The sequence below is a fragment of the Bacillus sp. AL-1R genome, assembly GCF_052180195.1.
Lineage (GTDB): Bacteria > Bacillota > Bacilli > Bacillales > Bacillaceae_G > Gottfriedia.
In genome coordinates, this window is sequence record NZ_CP197469.1 from 1,239,426 (window position 1) to 1,260,761 (window position 21,336).

Below are 21,336 nucleotides of genomic sequence, written 5' to 3' on the forward strand. Positions count from 1 at the left end.
GAAATTGTAAAAATGAATTTTGAACAAATGGAACATATTGTCTATGCAGCAAAGGAAATGTCAATCACAAAAGCTGCTGAAAAATTATTTATCTCTCCTTCTGGGATGAGTCAATCAATTACTCAATTAGAAAATGAGCTTGGCATAAAAATTTTTAACCGTTCGAAGCAAGGGGTTACACCAACTTTTGAAGGGAAAATAGTCATAGCAAAGGCAATCACTTTATTAAGCACCATTAAGGATCTCAATAAGGAAATATATGATATTAAAAACAGAAGTGAAACTCATTTAAAAATCTTAACTGCACCTACATTTACGTATCTACTTCAAGAAACAATCGTAAATGTTAAAGAGAAACAAGATGAAGTTACATTTGAAGTAGTGGAAGAAAATCCGGCTAATATGATTCAAAATTTTATAAAGCAAGATTATGATTTTGCACTTATTCCAGCAACGCTTGAAGAATTAAAAAAAGAAAAGTTCATTGAATTTGAACATTTACATAATGGACATTTTTGTATTGCAGTAGGGAAAAAATCACCTTTTTATTCTTACGACTCTGTATCTCCAAGTGACTTAATAAATGCAAAAATTGTAATGTACAAAAACTCGGATTATAAAAAGTTACTAAAATTTACGAAAATGAATCCTAAAAATGTTGTGCTAAAAACAAATCGTAGTAGTTTACTTTTTGAATTAGTAAAAGAAAGTCAAGCCATCCTCTATTTACATGAATTTTCGATTCGAAATCGACCAATGGTCATAAACGGAGATATAAAAATAATACCGATGAAGGATGAAGAAATTTTTGATCTGGATTTTTGGTTAATTTATTTACAGACAAAACCATTATCACCTTTGGCAAAAGAATTTATTGAAGAATTAAAAAAACAATTTCATTTAAGTAATTAAAAAGATAGTGAAGCCAGGTTCTAAACTGACTACACTATCTTTTTCTTTTCTTATTCCTCAAGTTGAGACTCTTTTCCAATTGCACCTGTGCTTAAAATGGTTACTTTTATTTTAGGATGGATTTTAATTTTAGGGAACTCTTTATCCCAATTAAGTTTTCGCCATTTTTCAGGATGATGCTCTTTTAAATATCGACCAATTCCAAGGACATCACTATTAGCAAGTTGAATATCTTTTATAACTTCTTTTGCTCGCTTATTTAAATCTTTTTGAATAGTAGACTGAAGTTCTTCTTCCTTTAACATTTTAATTGTTGTCATTTCGTTTATTCTTACATTTACATTCATTTTTATCTTAACATCAATTTTATTCTTGGAAGTAGAAACTGATAATTTCCTTCTAGGTCTTATGATTTCATAGGAAACGGTATTAAATGGTTCTTTATATCTTTCGGGAAGTTTTGTATTAAAATTACTAGTATTCCCGTATTGTCCCACCATCATTAAAAGAAGAGGGGATTGTTCGGCATCAATAAAATGACCAGTATATTGATCGTTATGTATTAAGCCAGCACCAATAACTTCTACATGATTAGTCGGTGTAACATCAACTACAGGTAAGGTAAAGTCTATACCTGTTTCGGAAGCAATTGTGAAAATATTAAATAGTTGCATTTTTTGAGTCAGTGAGGTTGCTTCAGCATTTTTAATTGTATCTTTTAAAGTAAACGATAAAGGCTTAGTTCCGAGCGTTTTTATTGCTAATACATTTTTTGCAGGCTGTTTATTTGTTATTGCGACTGATACGTTTAGATTTGAGAATGTTCTACGCCTAAATGTACTTAAAATATCGATAAATTTTGTTTTGGAAAATTCTTCACCTAATAATAAAACTCTAGTTTTTGAGGTAGTTATATCACCAGGTAAAAATGATTGGATTCCCATTCCAGCATGGGAAACCGAATCCCTTACCGAGTTAACCGACTCAGTTTTGAATTCAAAAACGCCAGCTCCTTTACCGATAATGTCTAGTATTAATGCGTTAACTTCAATTTTTTTATCTTGATTTAAATCAAAACTAATCCCATTTACTAACGTTTTATCAGTAATTGTTCTTGAATCCCAGCAACCACTAACTAATAAAAGTGATAGAAGTAAATAAATAACTTTAAATGCCTTACGCTTCAATTTATTAGCCCCCTAACTTTATTAATTAGGAACAAAAGAAATGGAATAATGATAATGAAAATTGGGTCCAAATAACTTCCAAAATTAACGATTGTTTCTCTTTTTATAACATTTAGAGAGATTAAAGGGTAAAAGGCAAAAATTAATAAAATAATAAAAAACAAAATACTTTTTCTATTTTTAACAATTAAAGATAAACGATTATGAACATCCTTACTAACGATATAAATATAACTAACTACTGTAGCACAAATGACAATAGTCCATAAACTTAAAAAGATTGTATCTAAACTTTCAATCATTTTTGAGTTATATGTTTTAAAAATATAAAGAATTGGATCTATGATAAAACCATTTTCTTTATTGCTTAATCTGATATAGGACGTGAAAATGATAAAGGTATAAAAGATTGTCGTAAAAATATTGGCGAATGTTAAAGTAAATAATTTCTTTTTTGTATCTTGAAAGCTTGGTGCCAAAAATAGAAAGATTTCAAAACCTAACATTTCCAGAAATGATGAATATCCACCTGAGCCAATCTTTTTAATAGGAGAGTGACCTATAGGCAATATTCTTCCAACATGTACATTATCATAGGCAGATAATAGGAATAAAATAAAGATGAGAAAAATAAAAGTACAAAGTACATAAGTTCTAGCAATTGTTAGAATGTCATTTTTCGCAACAATATAAGCTGTAAATAAAAATAAAATGAGTATAAGCCAAGAGGGGCTTTTTGGAAAAATCCAAATGGTAATAATATCGGAAAATCTCATAGAAACTACGAGCACAACATACAAAAAATAGATGAAATAACAAATATTTATACATGTTCCTATAAATGGATTCGTAATTAGTTTTGTATAGTCGGTAAAGCTTTTGGTAGGAAATTTTTTATATAAACTATAATAAATTAAGATTATGATTTGAACAATTACGCCACCTATAATAGTAGAAATCCAACCATCATGGCCTGAAATTTTATACATAGTATATGGATAGCTTGTAATGGCGACGCCGAATTGGGTGAAAATAATTAAATAGAATAATTGTTTATTATTAATCATGATGATTTCTCCTTCTTATTTTTTATAAGAACAAATTCAGAGAAACCTGGATTTTCCACATATCGATAACTAAATGCTCTAATTTTCGATAGGTGAGCAAAAATCATAAAGAGGCCTAAGCTAATACCAATAAAACCAAAAATGGAAGCAAGAACTAAAAGCGGTATGCCCATAATTCGTGCCGCAACTGACATTTCCTTTGATGGAAGTGAGAACGATGCAACGGCAGTGACAGCAATCACAACGACCATAGAATTTGAAATTAAATTCGTTTGTACAATAGCAGTCCCAATTACAATCGCTCCGACAGTACCGATTGTTGCCCCAATCGGATTTGGAAGTCTTAAAGCCGCTTCCTTTAATAACTCTAATATGATAATCATCGAAAAGGCTTCAATTAATGGTGGTAGTGGTACATTTTCAATAGATAGTTTTAAAGTATAAAAAATAGAAACTGGTAAAATATTTGAATGATAAGTTGTAACTGCAATATAAATTGAAGGTAATAAGACTGCTATCCAAAATGCGAAAATTCTTAAACAATAAAAAAATACCCCAAAAAGCCAACGGAAATTATAATCATCTACAGCTCGAAAATAACCATAAATATCATAAGGAAATAATAATGCACTAGGGTCATTATCTAGCATAATGGCAGGTTTTCCAGATAATAAATGACGAACTGTACGATCAGGTCTTTCAGTATACATTACTTGTGGAAATGGTGAAGAGGGATATTCTTCTATAATGTTTTGAATATGCACAGACTCAATCATTCTTTGAGGTTCAACTTTTCCACTTGACTCAAGCGTTTTGATTTTCTGTTCAATTGTTTCAATCATTGAATGAGGAGTAATATCGTTTAAATAAATAATGCAAAGCGTCACAGGGTATTTTTTACCTACTGTCATATTTTTAATGATTAATTCTTTCGTACGTAATCTTTTACGAATTAACGTTAAATTGATATTAAGACTCTCAACAAAACTGTCATGAGGACCTAATGTTATCGTTTCAGAAACGGTTTCTGATATTGAACGATCGCTATTATTACTAGGTGCAGAATAGGACTTTGCTTGATTCTTATTATGATCATTAAAAATAATAACATTTCCAGAAAGAATAGCTTGTATACATTCATCAAGTGAACGTACATCATTAGAATCTAATATCGTTGTGATGATTCGAGATGAATGATCTTTTGAAACTATCCGTTCTAATATATGTGTTTGAATTATCTCTGAATCGATCATAGTATCTAGATAACATAAATGAAGAGTTACTTCTCCAATTGAATATTTTTTATATTTAAAATCTGAACTTGTATGAAATGCGTTTTGTACTTCTTCAAGTATGGAGGTTTTTTCATTTACTTCCAATTAAACCAACTCCTTAAAAACTCCGCAAAGAATATAAGTATTATTCCCTGAATTAAATTGGATATGTATGGAAATTAAACCTGAAATTAACAAAGGTTCCCTTAAATCTAATTTATAAAGTAGCCTTGATTCACTAATCCGTGCATTTTTTTTGTTTTCGAAACATAAATTTCTAAAGTATCTCATATAAACGAAATTTAAACGTTTCTTCCATTGTCATTCATACAAATGTTTTATTGAAAAGGGGTTGAGAAAACATCATGCATATCATAGGAAAAGGAATACCCCGCAAAGAGTCCTTCGAAAAAGTGACAGGTTATGCTAAATATACAGATGACTTTGAAACAAGTGATATGCTTCATGCCCATCTAGTCACAAGTCCATATGCGCATGCGATTATTAAAAGTATAGATGCTACTGAAGCTCAAGGCGTTCAAGGAGTACAGAAAATAGTATTTGGTGAAAATCTACCTTTAACAGGGGAAGGAGTTCTTGATCGTTACCCAATTGCTTTTGATCGGGTTCGTTTTTTTGGTGAAGTAGTTGCAGTCGTAGTTGCTGACACTCCTCATGCTGCACAGCAAGCGGGTAATCTAGTAAAAGTAGAGTATGAGCTACTACCAGTCGTTAACTCACCTTCTGAAGCACTTAAACAAAATGCTCCTCTTTTACACCCTAAACTAGGAGAGTATGAAAAAACGGAAGGGGTTTATCCAGAGCCAGGTACAAATATTGCTACAAGAATTAAAATTCGAAAAGGCGATTTTAACAAAGGCTGGAGAGAAAGTGAAGTAATGGTTGATGAGAGTTTTGCATTTCGACCATCTGACCATGCTGCGATGGAGACAAGATGCTCATTTGCACAAATTCATCACGATGGCACGATTGAGATTACTACGTCTTCACAATGCCCATTTATGGTTAAAGGCTTAATTGGAGAGTATTTTGACATTAAACCTGGAAAAGTTATTGTTAATACCCCTTTTGTAGGTGGGGGCTACGGTGGAAAAGGGGCAGTCCAGTTAGAGCTTTTAGCCTTTATTGCTTCACGAGCTGTAAATGGTAGACTAGTAAAAATATATAACACTCGTGAAAATGATATGCTTTCATCTCCAGGACATATCGGACTTGAGGCAAATGTAAAACTAGGATGTACAAAAGAGGGAATGCTCAAGGTTGCAGAGATTCAATATTTATGGGATGGGGGAGCATATGCAGACAAATCAATTGATTTAGCAAGAGCTGGTGCAGTTGATTGTACTGGACCTTACAACATCGAAAATATTTGGTGTGATTCTTTTTGTATGTATACAAATCATCCATACCCAGCACCTTTTAGAGGGTTTAGTCATTCAGAAGTACATTTTGCATTTGAGCGAGCAATGGATATGCTTGCTAGAAAATTAAATATGGATCCAATTGAATTAAGAGAAAAGAACGCAATTAAACCGGGGGATCAAACTCCTACACAAGTTACATTAAATTCTAGTACAGTTGGAAATCTACCAGAATGTATCGAAAAAATGAAAGAATTAATCAATTGGCAGGAAGGTCAAGTTATTGACTTAGGAAATCATAAAGTAAGAGCAAAAGGAATAAGTTGTTCATGGAAAACTTCTACAATTACACCAAATGCAAGCTCAGGCGTAATATTGATCTATAACGCGGATGGTAGTATCAATTTAATTTCTGGAGTTGTAGAGATTGGTCAAGGTACAAAAACAATTCTTGCTCAAATGTTAGCAGAAATTCTGAAAATGGACATAGAAGATATACATGTTCAAATGAAGATTAACACATTATATACACCTGAGCATTGGAAAACTGTAGCTAGTAGAGGGACATTCATGGCCGGAAGAGCTTTGCTAGCAGCTGCTGAAGATTTAATGATACAATTAAAAGATTTAGCTTCTTTTATATTACGTGCACCCGTTGAAGATTTAGAAGTAGGTTATGGAAAAGTGTTTTTAAGGAGTGAACCTACTAAAAATATACCGATAAAAGATATTGCTTATGGATATACATTTCCAAATGGAAATTCAATTGGTGGACAAATAATCGGTAGGGGACACTATATTTTAACGGGTTTAACAAAAATTAATCGAGAAACAGGTGCTGGAAAACCAGGACCAGAGTGGTCGGTTTGTGCACACGGAGTAGAAGTAGAATTAGATACAAAAACATATGAATATAGGATTCTAAAAGCTGTTACAGCTGTTGATATCGGCAAAGTACTTAACATTAAAACTGCAACTGGCCAAGTGAAAGGCGCAATGAGCATGGGATTATCTTTTGCAGGAAGAGAAACCTTTTATTTTGATGCGCAAGGGAAGGTGCTTAATCCGCAATTACGAACTTATCGGCCAATTCGGTTTGGAGAGAACCCTAAATATGAAGTAGCGTTTGTTGAAACACCACAAGTAGATGCCGTTTTTGGTGCACGAGGAGTAGGTGAACATGGATTATTAGGAATGCCAGCCGCTCTTGGAAATTGCCTTTCTACCGCATTATCTGTAAATGTCAATCATTTACCAATTATCCCTGAACTACTATGGAAAGTAAAAGAAGGTGGGATATAGATTGTTATCTTCTAATATAGAATACTTTAAACCAGCGACTATTAAAGAAGCATTGGAGCTATTTTATTTTTTAAAAGCTAATAATAAACGGCCAATTTATTATAGTGGTGGTACGGAAATCTTAACATTAGGTCGTTTAAACTTGGTCGAAACAGATTCACTAATCGATATTAAAGATCTAAAAGAGTGCCAATTGTTAGAAGTTAATCAGGACTACTTAATAACTGGTGCCTCTATTACACTTACTGAAATAGAAGAGAAAAACCTATTTCCATTACTCTCTAAAACGTCTATGGAAATTGCTGATCGAACTGCTAGAAATAAAATTACCTTAGGTGGAAACTTATGTGGTCAAATTTTTTACCGGGAAGCAATTTTACCATTCCTTCTTTGTGATAGCCAAGTGATTGTTGCCGGATACAATGGTTTAGAGGCTTTTCCAATCGAACAAATCTTCAATCAAACTCTACAACTCCAAGACGGACAACTTCTAATCCAACTTGTAACAGAAAAGAAATATATGAATCTCCCAAATATGAGCATTAAAATACGTCAGCAATGGGATACGGGTTATCCATTACTGACGATCGCTTCGATTAAATTGGATAATCAATTACGTTTTGCTTTTAGTGGACTATGTCCTTTTCCATTTCGTTCAAAGCAAATGGAAACTGAACTAAATAATACGAACTCAAGTGTAGAAGAAAGAATCCAAAAAGCCATTCAATTTATTCCAGGTGAAATACTTGATGATGTTGAAGGTTCAAAAGAGTATAGATTATTTGTACTAAAAAACACATTAGAAAAGATCATGATTGAAATGGAGGGAAGGTAATGGACCAGACTCCAAGCAAAAAATTAAGTGTTTCTTTCAGTATTAATGATGAAATTCGACAAGTGGAGATCCATCCAGCGGATACACTCCTTTTCGTGCTACGAAAAAAGCTCGGTCTCACGGGTGCAAAGCCAGGTTGCCTAAATGGAGATTGTGGGGCTTGTTCAGTTGTAGTAAATGATACAGTATATAAATCGTGTATAATGCTTGCCATCGAAGCAGTTGGTCAAAAAATAACAACAATTGAAGGGTTAAAAGATTCACCTATCCAAAAAGCATTTGTTGAAAATTTTGCGTTTCAATGTGGGTATTGTACTCCAGGATTCATCATGAATTGTCATTCCCTTTTAATGAATCACCCAAATCCAACATATGAAACGATGAAAAAATGGTTATCTTCTAATATTTGTAGATGCACATGCTATGAAGAAATTGAAGAAGCTGTTTTATCTGTTATCGAGAATAGGGAAAAACCAGTAACTTATGAAACAAAAAAAGGATGAATAGATATTTACTTAATTACTGAGTTGAGTCATTAGATTTTCGTTGTGTAAAGAAGAAAATAAACGAAATGACAGAAATTGCCATAAGAAAAACTTGGGTATCTGTAGGTTTTACTGTAGGGAGATCTGTTAAAGACATAATCACCATTCCTTTATTTACTAAAGATTCGTGGATCAATATCAAAATGTTTCGAAATAATTTTTTTACAAAAGTAATACGTTTTTTTTAGAAAAGGAAGTGTTGGTTCGCTAACTGGCGCACCAAAAATAGGACCACTTACATTGAGTGTGAATCTACCGGGTCCTATAACAGAGCTTACAACACGAATTTCATCAATTATTAGTAAAATAGCAAGCATTATATCGATTACATCAATGAGAGTATTTGTAAATTGGTCTCCATATTTACTTTCTATACGTTCTCTACCTAATAAGGGTCCACTTAGAGAAAGACTAAATTCACCTGACGTTACAAAAGCGCCTATTAGCGTAATTTGACCAGTTAATAATAATGCTGCAGTGGCGACATTTAAATCTCTTTGAAGTGTAGCGATAATACGGAGGTCATCTTTAATCTTAAAGTTATTCATAGCATCACACCCTTATGGCTATAGTATTCACCAAGTGCCCAAGTGTGATTGAAATGGGAAGAGGAACAAATATTGACAAAAAGTTCAATTAAAAGGTGCAGCTTGACATAATTGTTTAGCTGCATCTTTATTTTTCGTAGTAGAATTGGTAAAATATAAAGTGGCGCTTTTAAACATCAAGAATTTGTTAAATGAAAATTCATAATTGAAGATTTATTAAATAAAAATGAGAAGAGAAGCAATATTTTTGAACCACTTCCTTTGGGATGTGGTTTTTTATCAAAAAAATTAAGATTTCCATACTACTCGAGCAAAATAACTAAGTGAGGAGGTTGTGGAATGGAGGTCAAAAAATTTTTTCAAAGTAGCACATTTAGACGCCTAGCGATGATGCTTTGTATCATTCTTGTCTTAATTTTAATTCGAAAAATAATAAATTTAGTCTTACTTATTTTCATTTTTACTTATTTAATGGATCGGATACATAAATTTATTATTAATAGACTAAATAAGATATTACCAGTTAATCGGCTAGTAGTTGTCTATTCTTTGTATATAGTCATAGTGGCAGCTTTAGTCATTGGGATTTATAATTATTTACCTGTTATTACCACTCAAGTTGTCCAACTAATCGTACAAATTAAAACGTTTTATATGAATCCACCAGATGAGAAATTCATCAATTATATTGTAACAGCAATTAAAAAGGTCGAGATTTCAGGTTATACTGAGCAAGGATTAGATTTTTTATATAAGTATGCCTCTAATATTAGCCAGTGGGGGATCGAAGTATTAATTGCTTTAGTTCTGAGTTTCTTTTTTCTACTTGAAAAACCTAGGATTATTGCATTTACGAGAAAATTTAAAAATAGTAAAATAGCAGTTCTTTATAATGAATTGGCCTATTTTGGTGAAAGGTTTTCGCGTTCTTTTGGAAAAGTGATTGAAGCGCAGTTTATCATTGCATTTGTGAATTGTATTCTATCGGTAATAGCTTTAAGATTTATGGGATTTCCTCAGTTAATCGGTTTGGGCTTTTTGATTTTTTTACTTGGATTAATCCCTGTAGCAGGAATGTTTATTTCATTAATCCCCCTTTGTACGATTGCCTATACAATAGGTGGAATGGCTCATATTATGTATGTGATCATCATGATTTTGATCTTACATGCGCTAGAAAGTTATTTTTTAAATCCAAAGCTTATTTCGGCTAAGACGAATTTACCGGTTTTTTATACATTTTTAATTCTAGTTTTTTCTGAACGGTTTTTTGGCGTTTGGGGTCTGATTATCGGGATTCCAGTTTTTATCTTTTTATTAGATGTATTGGAAGTTACAGATCATCCGAAAGAAGTAGAATCGACTGAATAAATGAAAAGATGATATCGTATTGACGATATCATCTTTTTTTATGCTATTTGAATGTAGATACACAAATTATTCTTGTAATTTTGAATTACCAATACTGCACTTACTATGACATAGTCTGGAATTCATCGGGCAAACTAAGCAAAAATATGCTTAAGGAGTTTATAAGTGAATAACACAGAACATTCTACTTTAGTAGTAAGTTTAGAAAAGAATATTCAATACTTAAAAGAAAAATATAATCACTCTACTGATTTGAAAATTAGACTAATAACAGTTAATGATGAAGTCATCAGAGACGGTGCCGTTTTGTATTTAGATGGAATAACAAATACACAAACAATTCAGGATAATATTCTTACCCCATTACTAAGAGTTATCAAATTCGAAACGATTGATGCACTTATGACACGTCATCTTTTGGTAGCAGATGTTGCTAAGGTGACAACAAATGAAGACGTATTGGATGGATTATCAAAAGGAAAGTCATTAATATTAATCGATGGTTATAAAGAAGGAATATTAGCAGATACTGCCGATTGGCAAATGCGATCGGTAACTGAACCTGATACACAAAGATCTATGAAGGGTTCTTTAATTGGATTTAATGAACAACTAAAGGTAAATGTTAATATTATGCGTAATAGTATTCAGTCTCATAAATTATCGATTGAAAATTTACAAGTCGGAAATGAAACGAAAACGGATGTATCAATACTATATATGGATGGTTTTGTAGATCAACAAATTTTAGAGGAAACAAGAAAAAGGATTACTAATCTAGATGTTACTTACCTGCTAGAAGCAAGAGTTATTGAAGATGCTTTAGAAGGTAAAAAAACGTTTTTTCCAACTGTATTTACAAGCGAACGGCCAGATGTAACCGTTTCAGCGTTATATGAAGGACGTGTTGCAATCTTAGTAAATGGCATTCCATATAGCCTAATTGTTCCAACACTGTTTCTTCACTATTTTCATCAACCAGATGAGTATAATACTAAGTCGGGGCGTTACGGAAACAGGATTATGCGTTTATTTAGTTGGTTATTTTCAATCATTTTATTAGGAGCATATGTTACAGTTGTCCGTTTTCATCAAGATTGGGTACCGAAACACTTTGCTAAAATATTTTTTAAGGAATCAGATACACTTCTTCCAGTTATTGTAGAGATTTTATTCGTCATGTTACTTTTTCAATTACTAACAGAAGCTTCACTACGAATTCCAAAATCGACGGTTATTATTGTTTCACTAATCGGAGCGATTGTAGTTGGACAAACTGCAGTAACTGCAAAACTGATTCATTCAATTACCTTAATCATAGTAGGCTTAAATTTTCTATCGAATATATCAATTGCAGCAGGTGGATTATACGGTTCAGTATTAACATTACGATTTGTATTTTTATTTTTGGGCTACTTTTTCGGTTTGAAAGGTCTGCTAATTGGATTTATTTTAATGATCGCTTATATGGCATCTATTAGATCATTGGGTGTTCCATATTTAGCACCGTTTATACCATTTCATCCGAAAGAAATGAAAGATGCTCTATTTAGAGGAGATTTAAGGAAGCTTATTAATAGTAAACATACATATCCTCATAAAAAATAATTTTAACAAAGAGTAACGGTTTAATAACTTATGTTGTATTTTGGCACCTTAATGAGAATACATGGTTTAATAACTCCCAATTCAGAAGTATCATTGTTTGTAGATAAATGGAAAAAGCATTCTTCGAGAGTTATGGAGAGTGTTTTTCTTGTGGATTTTACGTTTTTAAAATTCAGAAAATTTTCAAACAAGTTTTATTCACTTTTTTGAATAAAGGCGTTGACAGTTTGATAAAAAATCATGATATTTTTACTAAAAAAAGAGTGATGATTTTCCTATATACAGCTTCTTTAATTTGCAATTTCTATCTAGTAGAGAGCCTATTAGACAAAGGAAGTCAATATTACACCCTATCAAAGCGCTTTCATCATATAATATTTTCCAATCTGTAAAATTATAGTTGAAGTATGATGAACTAAGATTTAATATATATTTATTGTTTCAAATAAATATACGGTTTTTGAAAATTTAACTATTCTTAAATAACTCTAAATTATCTAAACAATGAAAAAACTTCTTCTATTTTTCGCCATATTATGATAATTTATATTAAGTACAATTCGATGATGAAAGCAAAAAAAATGAAAACGCTATCAACCTTGAATGTGTCAGATTTGTTCCTTTGTTAAAATCAGAAGGGAAGATTTTCATCTTTACATCGCTCAGTTTCCAGGCTTAGTATTAATATAGGTATTTAGTTGACCGAATGAATACATGCCATTGGAAAAATTGGAATGTGAGCTGCTAAAAAAGATTTAATCAGCCTTTTTCGTATTTGGGGGGAATTTCAATTTTAAAAAAAAGAGGTGTATTCATGCAAAGTACAAACCGTAAAAGTGATTTCACTATTCAGAGTAACGCGCCTAAAAAAGAACAATTAGAGAGAAAATTAAAAACGAGACATTTAACAATGATCGCTATGGGTGGTACGATTGGTACTGGTTTATTCTTAGCGAGTGGAGCAACAATACATGATGCAGGACCAGGTGGAGCTCTTGCTGCTTATTTAATTGCTGGTATCATGGTTTATTTCTTAATGACTAGTTTAGCTGAAATGGCGACTTTAATTCCAGTTTCAGGCTCTTTTAGCACATATACTTCGAGATTTGTCGATCCAGCACTTGGTTTTGCTGTTGGATGGAATTATTGGTATAACAATGCAATCATCCTTGCTTTAGAATTATCAGCTTCAGCTTTAATTATGAAATATTGGTTCCCACATACTCCAGGTATCGTATGGAGTTCGATATTTCTAGTATTAATTTTTGGATTAAATGTATTATCTGTAAAAGGATATGGAGAATCTGAATTTTGGTTTTCAATTATTAAAGTAGCTACAATTATAATTTTTATTGTAATTGGATTATTAATGATTTTCGGAATTATGAGTGGTCATACAGGTGGATTTGAAAATTTCACAAAAGGAGAAGCACCATTTAAAGGTGGTTTCTTATCAATCTTTAGTGTATTCATGATTGTAGGTTTTGCTTTCCAGGGAACTGAAATGGTCGGAGTAACTGCAGGGGAAAGTGAAAATCCTGAAAAGAATATTCCAAAAGCAATCAAACAAATCTTTTGGCGTATTTTATTATTCTACGTTTTAGCGATTTTCGTTATCGGGTGTTTAATTAGCTACACAGATCCAAACTTATTAGGTGGAGACGTTGATAATATTGCGATTAGTCCATTTACTTTAGTATTTAAACATGCTGGACTTGCTTTTGCAGCTGCTGCAATGAATACAGTAATATTAACTTCAGTTTTATCAGCGGGTAATTCAAGCTTATACGTAGGTTCTCGTGTTCTATGGGTACTAGCTGAAGAAGGAAAAGCACCAAAGTTCTTAAGAAAAGTAAATAAAGGTGGAGTTCCAGTTAGTGCATTAATTGCGACGACTCTAATTGGTGCACTTTGCTTTTTAACTTCATTATTTGGTGATGGTACAGTATACTCTTGGTTATTAAATGCAGCAGGCTTAGCTGGTTATATTTCTTGGTTAGGTATTTCTATTACGCATTACCGTTTCCGAAAAGCGTATATTGCCCAAGGAAGAAATTTAAAGGATCTACCTTATTTAGCGAAATGGTTCCCACTTGGTCCAATTTTAGCAACAGTTTTATGTTTAGTTGCAATGCTTGGAACGAATTATCAAGCATTTTTCGGACCAAAAGTTGACTGGTATGGTATTGCAGTTTCTTATATTGGACTACCATTATTCATTCTTGGATACCTTGGCTATAAAGTAGTAATGAAAACGAAGATGGTAAAATTAGAAGAAGCTGACTTCAGCCGTGAGATCTAATTAAATCTAAAGCTCAATCTATCAAGTATAGATTGAGCTTTTTTACGTATTTTTTTACACGATTTTGGAAAATTAATAATGTCAATGTGTGGACTGTCGATTAGATAAGGACACAAAGCGCAGGCAGACGAAAATGTGAAATATGTATTTTTTTATGAAAGGAGAAATTATGAAATGAACAATTCAATAACAGAACTAGAATTAGAAAATCTTCGTCATATTATAGGAGGGCATGGTACAATCGCCAATAAATTAGAGGCTTATGCTCAGAATTGCACCGATCCTGAATTGAAAGCTTTATTAGAAAGAGATGCCCAATCAGCAAAGCAATCTAGAGAACAACTCTTAAATTTTTTAGGATAAGGAGATTAGAATATGTTTCAAGATAAAGACATGGTTAATGATTATTTAGAAGGATTAAACGCTAGCTTAAAAGGTTATGCAGGGTATATTAGTGAGTCAAACAATCCTGAACTCAGACAAACATTAATTCAATTACGCAATCAAGATGAAGCACGTCAACGTACATTGTACAATTATGCACTTCAAAAAGGTTATTACAAACCAGCAGCACCAGCAGCGCCAGAGATTGTACAGCAATTCAGATCTGAATTAACTTCAAATCAGTAAAAACAAAAAAGGCATTCGAGTAATCGAACGCCTTTTTTGTTTATTCACTTTTAAAACCGTACCAAAAATTTCTCCATATATTTGAAATCCTTGGCTTCATCTTTTCAGCCCCATAATAAGACAGTTCAATAAAGATGCCGTCAATTAAGCAATAATAAGACATCACAAAATCTTCAATATTCCCTGCTCGAATTTCACCATTTTTAATCCCTTTATCAATCACTGATCTTAAAATAGTCGACATTGCTTCCTCAGATTCCATGAACTGTGTATGTAATTGCTCCTTTAATGGTTCTGGCGAAAAAAATACAGCGCGATTCACGAAAGTAGATTGCTCCTCGTACTCAATATAATATTCAAATGTTAAATTTAGAATTTGGTAAAGTTGTTCCTTCGCAGATAGACCTCTTATTTCTCCCATCAGTTCATCAACTTTTTTAACATGAAGCCATAAAATGTTCTCATAAATTGTAAGAAAGATTTCTTCTTTACTTTTAAAATGATTATATATAGATGGTTTTTGAATGCCAACTGCTTTAGCAATTTCAGTTAAACTTGTACCTTCATAGCCATTTTTTGAAAACAGGGCAAGTGCTGCTGCAATAATTTTATCCTTTGTCATCTTCATCCTCCGAAACTAACTCTTGTTAGCTAGATTATAAACTGGAATCTTTGTGAAGTCTAAATATTGTTTAGATTTCTTGTAAAAAAGCTTTGTTTAGAGGAGAAAGACCATTGTTTCTTTTGTTTGAGAACTATGGTGGAGTATTTCTAAGGATGCCATGAGGAAAGAGAAAGCGAAAAACTGGTTGACACTTCCTCATATAGGTTCATAAGGAAGGAAAAAGGTGAAAATCTGCTTAATCCTTCCTCATAAAGGGTTCATGAAAAAAATAAATCTACAAATAGTTTTCATATTCATAATCCCATGACAATGTGATAGTTCAATACTTCGAAAAAAGCTCTGTCTAAAAGAAACAGAGCTTTTTAAATTACTTTTTATTTTTCTTTCTTAATTTGTAATGTAGCTAAACTAGCAAATTCATGGACTAGTGTTGCAGCTAATAGTGATGTGATTTGAGTTGGATCATAGGATGGTAGTACTTCAACGATATCAAATCCAATAAAATTGAAATCAGTTAGTGAGCGGATCATTTTTAATGTTTCCATACTATTGTATCCGCCAACTTCAAGAGTACCAGTTCCTGGTGCACAAGAAGGATCGACGAAATCAATATCAAAAGTTAGGAAACATGGAGTATCTCCAATAACTTCTTTCATTTCTTTTAATATACCTTCAAAACCACGTTCATACATTTCCGGTGTAGTAATAACATTGTAACCAAGTTCATGGCTTGCATCTATGTCTCCTGGATGATTCAAGGTGCCTCGAATTCCTAATTGGAATACTTTATTTGGAATTAGAAGTCCTTCTTCGTGTGCTCGGATAAAAGGTGAACCATGCCAATATTTTTCATCGTAATAAGTATCCCATGTGTCAGTATGCGAATCAAAGTGAATCATCGCAACTGGGCCATATTTTTTAGCTGCAGCTCGTAGGTTTGCTAAAGTAATCGAGTGGTCACCACCTAAACCAATTGGGATAATATGACCATCCATTAATTCAAACATAGCATCTTCCATTAGTTTATAGCTTCGATGGATATTATGAGGAATAACGGATACATCTCCAATATCGATGGCATTGCTGTCGTCAAATGGATATACCTTATGAATCGGATGATATGGGAATAAAGTCATAGAAGCTTGTCGGATTGCTTGAGGAGCAAATCGCGCACCAACACGAAATGAGGCTGCAGTATCAAAAGGCATGCCAACGATTGCTATTTTCGCATTTTCTCTTGCAGAAGGTAGTCTCATAAATGTTCCAGTTGTACAAAACTCAGGTTTTACATCAGGGGAAAGTGGATATTTCATCAAAATCATCTCCTAATTTTTAATTCCGGTTATTAACTATCGGTAGTTAGTTTAACTTGATTATAGTTTGTTAAATCTGAATAGTCAAACTATTATTTATAAAAGATTCTTATTTTTTGCTCGAAAAAAGGATTAGCTATTGCTACCTTTTTAATTTGAAATTAGTCAATTTTGTCGGATATGCGAAGTGTTTTAGTAAATAATATGATTGTTTAACAATAATATTAGGAGGGATTTTATGCCGCAAAATCAGCAAAGTAAAGGGAATATGGGAAGTAATATGAAATCAAGAACTAATCCACAAAAAGTAAAACAGCAAATTCAAAATGATGTAAGCCATGGCCAAGGAGCAATGACTTCTCGTGAGGCAGGAGCAATGCGTGATTAAAAATCACTTTTAGTGTTTTTTAAAGCAAGGTATCTCTTGTGATGTAACTTGTAAAAAATGAACCGACCATTTCTGACCGGTTCATTTTTGCGTTTTATTGTATATATTTATTAATCGCAATTCACTTCGAACTCATCGTTTTTTTTGAGGTTCGATAACGATAATATCGTTTGGATAAGTGTTTGTATGATACATAGTTTAACTCCCTGAATGCACGAAATTTACAATTACTAATTTTAAATAAGCTAAGAAATATTTAACACAATATATTTATTGTAAGATTTTAATAAATATTCAAAAAGTGTAAATTTGTCCAATACTACTTGCAAAATTTCGTCTAATATAATTTTCCACAACTTAGTCGTGAATTTATTTAAGTTAGTAAAAAAGGAGAGATCCCAATTAATCTAGAATAATTACAAAGAGACAGTATAGAGATGGAGGGAGGAATCATATTGAATCGTAGGTTTACTATATGTTAAATAAATTGAAAATTCTGGATTTTACTCGTCTTTTACCAGGTCCCTATGCAACGATGATGCTAGCGGATTTAGGTGCAGAAGTATTACGAATCGAATCTCCATATCATCCCGACTTATTACAAACTTCACCTCCATTTGATGGGGAGCAATCTGCAGCACATCACACAATTAATCGTTCTAAAAAATCTATTACCCTTGATTTAAAAAGCGAAGAAGGCACTGAAATAATTTATAAGCTAGTAAAGGAGTTCGATATTGTTATTGAGCAATTTCGACCAGGAGTTATGGAAAAGCTTGGATTAAGCTATGAACAATTAAAGAAAATAAATTCGAAACTAATTTATTGTTCAATTACTGGCTATGGTCAAACAGGTCCGTATCGAAACCGAGCAGGACATGATAATAACTATCTTTCAGTAACTGGTGTTTTGAGTTATTCAACAAGAAAGAATGAGCGTCCAGTTCCGATGGGAATCCAAGTTGCAGACCAAGTAGGTGGATCGCTACATGCGATTATTGGTATTTTATCGGCTGTCATTCATCGCCAGCAAACCGGAGATGGGCAGTGGATTGATATTAGCATGACAGATTGTACTTTTTCATTGCAATCTTTAATGGGTTCTGGCTGGTTAACGCAAAAAATTAATCCAAAGCCAGAGGAACATCTTTTAAATGGAGGCGTGTTTTATGATTATTACGAAACAGCAGATGGGCGATTTTTTTCTGTTGGTAGTCTTGAACCTTCATTTCGAAAACAGCTATGTGAGGCATTAGAAATCATGCCGTTTCTTCCTTATTCTTTTAGTGAAGAGAAGGATGAAATCGATTTATTTAAAAATAAAGTAAAGCTTGCATTTAGTAGGAAAACATTTAATGAGTTAAAAGAAATTTTTAGTAAATTTGATGCATGTGTTGAGCCTGTTTTAACTTTTGAAGAAGCATGTGAACATGCCCAAATTAAAGAAAGGGGGCTTTTAGTAAACGTTCAAAGGAGTGATGGTACAAATCAATTGCAAATTGGTTCACCTTTTAAATCTTCAGTGTTTAAACCGATCTATCAACACGTTGGTGTAAAACCAGGAACAAATACAAAAGAGGTTTTATTAAATTTAGGATATGATGATCAAACAATTAATCAATTCGTTGAAAAAGGAGTTATTAGGTCAACTGATTAAATCTAAAATTAGTTAATGTGGGGGTAAGCAAATGAGTTTTGGAAATGTATTATCGTTAAACGCACAAAGGCACCCAGATAAATTAGCATTAGTCTATCAAGACCGTACATACACATACATGGAATTCAATAAAGTGGTTAATCGTTTTGCTTGGGGATTACAGAAACTAGGTTTAAAAAAAGGTGAAAAACTAGCTCTAATGATGGCAAATTCTGACTTGTTTGTAATTAGTTATTGCGCTGCGGTTAAAGTAGGTGCTGTTGTCGTTCCGATTAACTTCCGCCTTGTTTCTCGAGAAGTTGAATATATTTTAGAACAGTCGGATAGTGTGATTGTTGTATGTGATTCAGAACTAGAAAAAGTCGTTTTAGATGCTTCAAAATCTTCATCGAACGTAAAAAAGATTATTACTGCTCCTTTAGCTTCATCGCCGAATTGTTTAAGCTTCTTTGATGTGATGTCACAGATTGAAGAAGATCCCCGAGTAAAGATTTCAGAAGACGATGATTTTCATTTACTATATACTTCAGGTACGACTGGACAACCAAAGGGTGCGCTTTTTGACTATAAACGAATTGAAAAGCTCATAAATGGATTGAGCGCTGTAATGGGGCAAAGCTGTCAGGATCGGCTTTTACATGTTGCTCCTTTATTCCATTGTGCTCAACTCGTCATTTTTTTATTACCAGGTTTATATTTAGGTATGACAAATATTATTCATCGAGAATTTAACCCGGTAAATGTTTTAAAGGATATCGAAAAATATAAAATTACTTTATTTTTTGGTGTTCCTACAATGTATAACTATTTACAGCAAGTACCAAATGCTGACCAATATGATCTATCCTCAATCAAAAGATGTGCATACGGTGCAGCTCCTATGCCTCCTGAAATCTTAATGAAAAGTATGAAATTATTTAATACAAATCAATTTTTCAGCTTATGTGGATTAACAGAAGGGGGGCCTACAGGGTTTTATCTTTCACCAGAGGATCATGAACAACATTTAGGAAAATCAGGAAAAACACCTTTACTCTATACAATTATTAAAGTAGTTAATAAGCAAGATGAAGAAGTTTTACCTGGTGAAGTTGGTGAATTGATCTTAAAAGGTGAAACAATTATGAAGGAATATTATAAAAAGCCGAAAGAAACAGCAGACACGATTAAAGATGGTTGGTTATATACGGGAGATCTAGCTGTAGTAGATGAAAAAGGATATATTACGTTAGTGGACCGTAGTAAGGATATGTTGATTTCTGGTGGAGAAAATATATATTCAGTTGAAATTGAAAATGCCTTATATGAGCATCAATCTATTTTGGAAGCTGCAGTGATCGGTACGCCTAATGCTAAATGGGGAGAGGTTGTAACAGCGATTGTCGTATTAAAAACAGGAAAACAACTATCACTAGAGGAGATTCAATCTTTTTGCCGAGAAAGAATGGCAGGTTATAAGATTCCTAGAGTAGTAGAATTTATTGATCAGCTTCCTCGAAATGCTTCTGGGAAAGTCCAAAAGTTTAAATTAAGAGAAATGTATTGTCGTGCTAATTCAAAATAGAATGCAAAAAGAGCTCAAACTTTAGAAGTGAAAGTTTGAGCTTTTTTATTAGGTTTTTAATAAAGGCCAGTTGTATAAAGAGATGTGATTGTTTTTGCAATTTCTTCGATCGTATATTGTTGTTCATTTCGAACGATTTCCCATAAGTACATCTCATTTGTAAAGAACCAGGCACGCGCGACTATTTCATGATTTAACTCTTTTCTTGCTATTCCAGTTTCTTGAGCATAAGAAATATCGAGTGAAATGCGGTCAATAAACTTTTCACGAATTGTTTTCCATTTGTTTGAGATGATTTCAGATACTCCGATGGCCTGTTCAAAAATTTGCATCATATTTCGCTCATCTTCTGCCATTTTTAGAAAAGAAGTAGCTTGTTTATAAATAATCGATTCAGCGGATTCTTTCGTTTCTGGAAAAAAGTGAGTTTCTGCAATTTCATAGAACCTTTCCATTACATTTTCCATTAACACAATTAAAAGCTCTTCTTTGCCTTTAAAGTGTACATATGCTGTTCCATAACCGATATCTGCTTTTTTGATCATTTGTGTGATAGTAGCTTTTTGAAATCCTTCTTCAAGAAAGACTTCTCTAGCAGCTTCTAGTAGTTTTTGTCTAGTCATTAATGAACGTAATTGACGCTTAGATTCTACTTTGTCATTACTCATACTACAATCCTCCAAAATATATTACTTCTAGCATATAGCTAAATGAATGAAAATGGAAGAATGCCAGAAAAACTATATTTTATATTATCAGAAAATTAGACATCATGTCATTGACATCGTGTCAGTTATTTTGATATGATTTTTTCACAATCAATTTA

19 protein-coding genes are annotated in these 21,336 nt (G+C 32.7%); 12 read left to right on the plus strand and 7 right to left on the minus strand.

The genetic code is table 11. The features are described from left to right. Nucleotides 1-12 precede the first annotated feature (12 nt). The gene (locus ACSBO6_RS05710) at nucleotides 13-912 is read left to right on the plus strand and encodes a LysR family transcriptional regulator (protein WP_098846885.1); all 900 of its coding nucleotides are present in this window, start codon (nucleotides 13-15) and stop codon (nucleotides 910-912) included. Between the two features lie 50 nt (nucleotides 913-962). On the opposite strand, the gene ACSBO6_RS05715 is transcribed toward ACSBO6_RS05710, so the two are convergent. Genes ACSBO6_RS05715 through ACSBO6_RS05725 form a run of 3 tightly spaced genes read right to left on the minus strand, consistent with a single transcriptional unit; the run spans nucleotide 963 to nucleotide 4,545 of the window. Then, the gene (locus tag ACSBO6_RS05715) at nucleotides 963-2,099 is read right to left on the minus strand and encodes a Ger(x)C family spore germination protein (RefSeq protein WP_498844329.1); all 1,137 of its coding nucleotides are present in this window, start codon (nucleotides 2,097-2,099) and stop codon (nucleotides 963-965) included. Then, nucleotides 2,096-3,166: a GerAB/ArcD/ProY family transporter gene (locus ACSBO6_RS05720; protein ID WP_498844330.1), complete on the minus strand. Its 1,071-nt coding sequence runs from the start codon at nucleotides 3,164-3,166 to the stop codon at nucleotides 2,096-2,098. The genes ACSBO6_RS05715 and ACSBO6_RS05720 overlap by 4 nt, the downstream gene beginning before the upstream one ends. Next, nucleotides 3,163-4,545: a spore germination protein gene (locus tag ACSBO6_RS05725; RefSeq protein ID WP_498844331.1), complete on the minus strand. Its 1,383-nt coding sequence runs from the start codon at nucleotides 4,543-4,545 to the stop codon at nucleotides 3,163-3,165. Before ACSBO6_RS05725 ends, ACSBO6_RS05720 begins: the two co-directional genes overlap by 4 nt. A 260-nt stretch (nucleotides 4,546-4,805) precedes the next feature. Between ACSBO6_RS05725 and ACSBO6_RS05730 the strand changes: the two genes are divergently transcribed. Genes ACSBO6_RS05730 through ACSBO6_RS05740 form a run of 3 tightly spaced genes read left to right on the plus strand, consistent with a single transcriptional unit; the run spans nucleotide 4,806 to nucleotide 8,462 of the window. After that, nucleotides 4,806-7,124 (plus strand): xanthine dehydrogenase family protein molybdopterin-binding subunit, encoded by a 2,319-nt coding sequence (locus ACSBO6_RS05730; protein WP_498844332.1) that lies wholly within the window; start codon nucleotides 4,806-4,808, stop codon nucleotides 7,122-7,124. Between the two features lies 1 nt (nucleotide 7,125). Then, complete coding sequence (locus ACSBO6_RS05735) at nucleotides 7,126-7,959, plus strand: FAD binding domain-containing protein (RefSeq protein ID WP_098846880.1); 834 nt, start codon at nucleotides 7,126-7,128, stop codon at nucleotides 7,957-7,959. Then, nucleotides 7,959-8,462 (plus strand): (2Fe-2S)-binding protein, encoded by a 504-nt coding sequence (locus tag ACSBO6_RS05740; RefSeq protein WP_498844333.1) that lies wholly within the window; start codon nucleotides 7,959-7,961, stop codon nucleotides 8,460-8,462. The genes ACSBO6_RS05735 and ACSBO6_RS05740 overlap by 1 nt, the downstream gene beginning before the upstream one ends. Before the next feature lie 152 nt (nucleotides 8,463-8,614). Here the strand turns inward: ACSBO6_RS05740 and ACSBO6_RS05745 are convergent, their stop codons facing one another. After that, nucleotides 8,615-9,052 (minus strand): hypothetical protein, encoded by a 438-nt coding sequence (locus ACSBO6_RS05745; protein WP_098846878.1) that lies wholly within the window; start codon nucleotides 9,050-9,052, stop codon nucleotides 8,615-8,617. A 339-nt stretch (nucleotides 9,053-9,391) separates the two neighbouring features. Here ACSBO6_RS05745 and ACSBO6_RS05750 point away from each other — a divergent pair, with 339 nt between their 5' ends. The 5 genes from ACSBO6_RS05750 to ACSBO6_RS05770 all read left to right on the plus strand — a co-directional run bounded on the left by ACSBO6_RS05750 (nucleotide 9,392) and on the right by ACSBO6_RS05770 (nucleotide 14,963). Then, entirely contained in the window at nucleotides 9,392-10,423 is a 1,032-nt protein-coding gene (locus ACSBO6_RS05750) for an AI-2E family transporter (protein ID WP_098846877.1), read from the plus strand. 165 nt (nucleotides 10,424-10,588) lie between these two features. Beyond that, complete coding sequence (locus ACSBO6_RS05755; RefSeq protein WP_098846876.1) at nucleotides 10,589-12,031, plus strand: spore germination protein; 1,443 nt, start codon at nucleotides 10,589-10,591, stop codon at nucleotides 12,029-12,031. 814 nt (nucleotides 12,032-12,845) lie between these two features. After that, nucleotides 12,846-14,333, plus strand: a complete 1,488-nt coding sequence (locus tag ACSBO6_RS05760) for an amino acid permease (RefSeq protein ID WP_098846875.1) — start codon at nucleotides 12,846-12,848, stop codon at nucleotides 14,331-14,333. Nucleotides 14,334-14,507: 174 nt separating this feature from the next. Next, a complete protein-coding gene (locus ACSBO6_RS05765) occupies nucleotides 14,508-14,696 on the plus strand; it encodes a hypothetical protein (RefSeq protein WP_098846874.1) in 189 nt (62 codons plus the stop codon). A gap of 12 nt (nucleotides 14,697-14,708) precedes the next feature. Beyond that, a complete protein-coding gene (locus ACSBO6_RS05770) occupies nucleotides 14,709-14,963 on the plus strand; it encodes a spore coat protein (protein ID WP_098846873.1) in 255 nt (84 codons plus the stop codon). A 40-nt stretch (nucleotides 14,964-15,003) separates the two neighbouring features. On the opposite strand, the gene ACSBO6_RS05775 is transcribed toward ACSBO6_RS05770, so the two are convergent. Both ACSBO6_RS05775 and speB read right to left on the minus strand, forming a co-directional pair. After that, nucleotides 15,004-15,585, minus strand: coding sequence for a TetR/AcrR family transcriptional regulator (locus tag ACSBO6_RS05775; protein WP_498844334.1), 582 nt, complete (start codon nucleotides 15,583-15,585; stop codon nucleotides 15,004-15,006). A gap of 377 nt (nucleotides 15,586-15,962) precedes the next feature. Beyond that, a complete protein-coding gene (gene speB / locus ACSBO6_RS05780; RefSeq protein ID WP_498844335.1) occupies nucleotides 15,963-16,901 on the minus strand; it encodes an agmatinase in 939 nt (312 codons plus the stop codon). Between the two features lie 238 nt (nucleotides 16,902-17,139). Here speB and ACSBO6_RS05785 point away from each other — a divergent pair, with 238 nt between their 5' ends. The 3 genes from ACSBO6_RS05785 to ACSBO6_RS05795 all read left to right on the plus strand — a co-directional run bounded on the left by ACSBO6_RS05785 (nucleotide 17,140) and on the right by ACSBO6_RS05795 (nucleotide 20,510). Next, nucleotides 17,140-17,289, plus strand: coding sequence for a hypothetical protein (locus ACSBO6_RS05785; protein ID WP_498844336.1), 150 nt, complete (start codon nucleotides 17,140-17,142; stop codon nucleotides 17,287-17,289). Nucleotides 17,290-17,764: 475 nt separating this feature from the next. Then, nucleotides 17,765-18,946, plus strand: coding sequence for a CaiB/BaiF CoA transferase family protein (locus tag ACSBO6_RS05790; RefSeq protein ID WP_498844337.1), 1,182 nt, complete (start codon nucleotides 17,765-17,767; stop codon nucleotides 18,944-18,946). Between the two features lie 31 nt (nucleotides 18,947-18,977). Next, nucleotides 18,978-20,510: a long-chain-fatty-acid--CoA ligase gene (locus ACSBO6_RS05795; protein ID WP_498844338.1), complete on the plus strand. Its 1,533-nt coding sequence runs from the start codon at nucleotides 18,978-18,980 to the stop codon at nucleotides 20,508-20,510. A 56-nt stretch (nucleotides 20,511-20,566) separates the two neighbouring features. Here the strand turns inward: ACSBO6_RS05795 and ACSBO6_RS05800 are convergent, their stop codons facing one another. Next, on the minus strand, nucleotides 20,567-21,178 hold the full coding sequence (locus tag ACSBO6_RS05800) for a TetR/AcrR family transcriptional regulator (RefSeq protein WP_098846868.1): 612 nt from the start codon (nucleotides 21,176-21,178) through the stop codon (nucleotides 20,567-20,569). Nucleotides 21,179-21,336 lie beyond the last annotated feature (158 nt).

Coding starts and splice junctions, on each gene's coding strand:
- ACSBO6_RS05710 (WP_098846885.1), top strand. CDS start 13: ATGAATTTTGAACAAATGGAACATATTGTCTATGCAGCAAAGGAAATG.
- ACSBO6_RS05720 (WP_498844330.1), bottom strand. CDS start 3,166: ATGATTAATAATAAACAATTATTCTATTTAATTATTTTCACCCAATTC.
- ACSBO6_RS05730 (WP_498844332.1), top strand. CDS start 4,806: ATGCATATCATAGGAAAAGGAATACCCCGCAAAGAGTCCTTCGAAAAA.
- ACSBO6_RS05740 (WP_498844333.1), top strand. CDS start 7,959: ATGGACCAGACTCCAAGCAAAAAATTAAGTGTTTCTTTCAGTATTAAT.
- ACSBO6_RS05745 (WP_098846878.1), bottom strand. CDS start 9,052: ATGAATAACTTTAAGATTAAAGATGACCTCCGTATTATCGCTACACTT.
- ACSBO6_RS05750 (WP_098846877.1), top strand. CDS start 9,392: ATGGAGGTCAAAAAATTTTTTCAAAGTAGCACATTTAGACGCCTAGCG.
- ACSBO6_RS05760 (WP_098846875.1), top strand. CDS start 12,846: ATGCAAAGTACAAACCGTAAAAGTGATTTCACTATTCAGAGTAACGCG.
- ACSBO6_RS05765 (WP_098846874.1), top strand. CDS start 14,508: ATGAACAATTCAATAACAGAACTAGAATTAGAAAATCTTCGTCATATT.
- ACSBO6_RS05770 (WP_098846873.1), top strand. CDS start 14,709: ATGTTTCAAGATAAAGACATGGTTAATGATTATTTAGAAGGATTAAAC.
- ACSBO6_RS05775 (WP_498844334.1), bottom strand. CDS start 15,585: ATGACAAAGGATAAAATTATTGCAGCAGCACTTGCCCTGTTTTCAAAA.
- speB (WP_498844335.1), bottom strand. CDS start 16,901: ATGAAATATCCACTTTCCCCTGATGTAAAACCTGAGTTTTGTACAACT.
- ACSBO6_RS05785 (WP_498844336.1), top strand. CDS start 17,140: ATGCCGCAAAATCAGCAAAGTAAAGGGAATATGGGAAGTAATATGAAA.
- ACSBO6_RS05790 (WP_498844337.1), top strand. CDS start 17,765: ATGTTAAATAAATTGAAAATTCTGGATTTTACTCGTCTTTTACCAGGT.
- ACSBO6_RS05795 (WP_498844338.1), top strand. CDS start 18,978: ATGAGTTTTGGAAATGTATTATCGTTAAACGCACAAAGGCACCCAGAT.
- ACSBO6_RS05800 (WP_098846868.1), bottom strand. CDS start 21,178: ATGAGTAATGACAAAGTAGAATCTAAGCGTCAATTACGTTCATTAATG.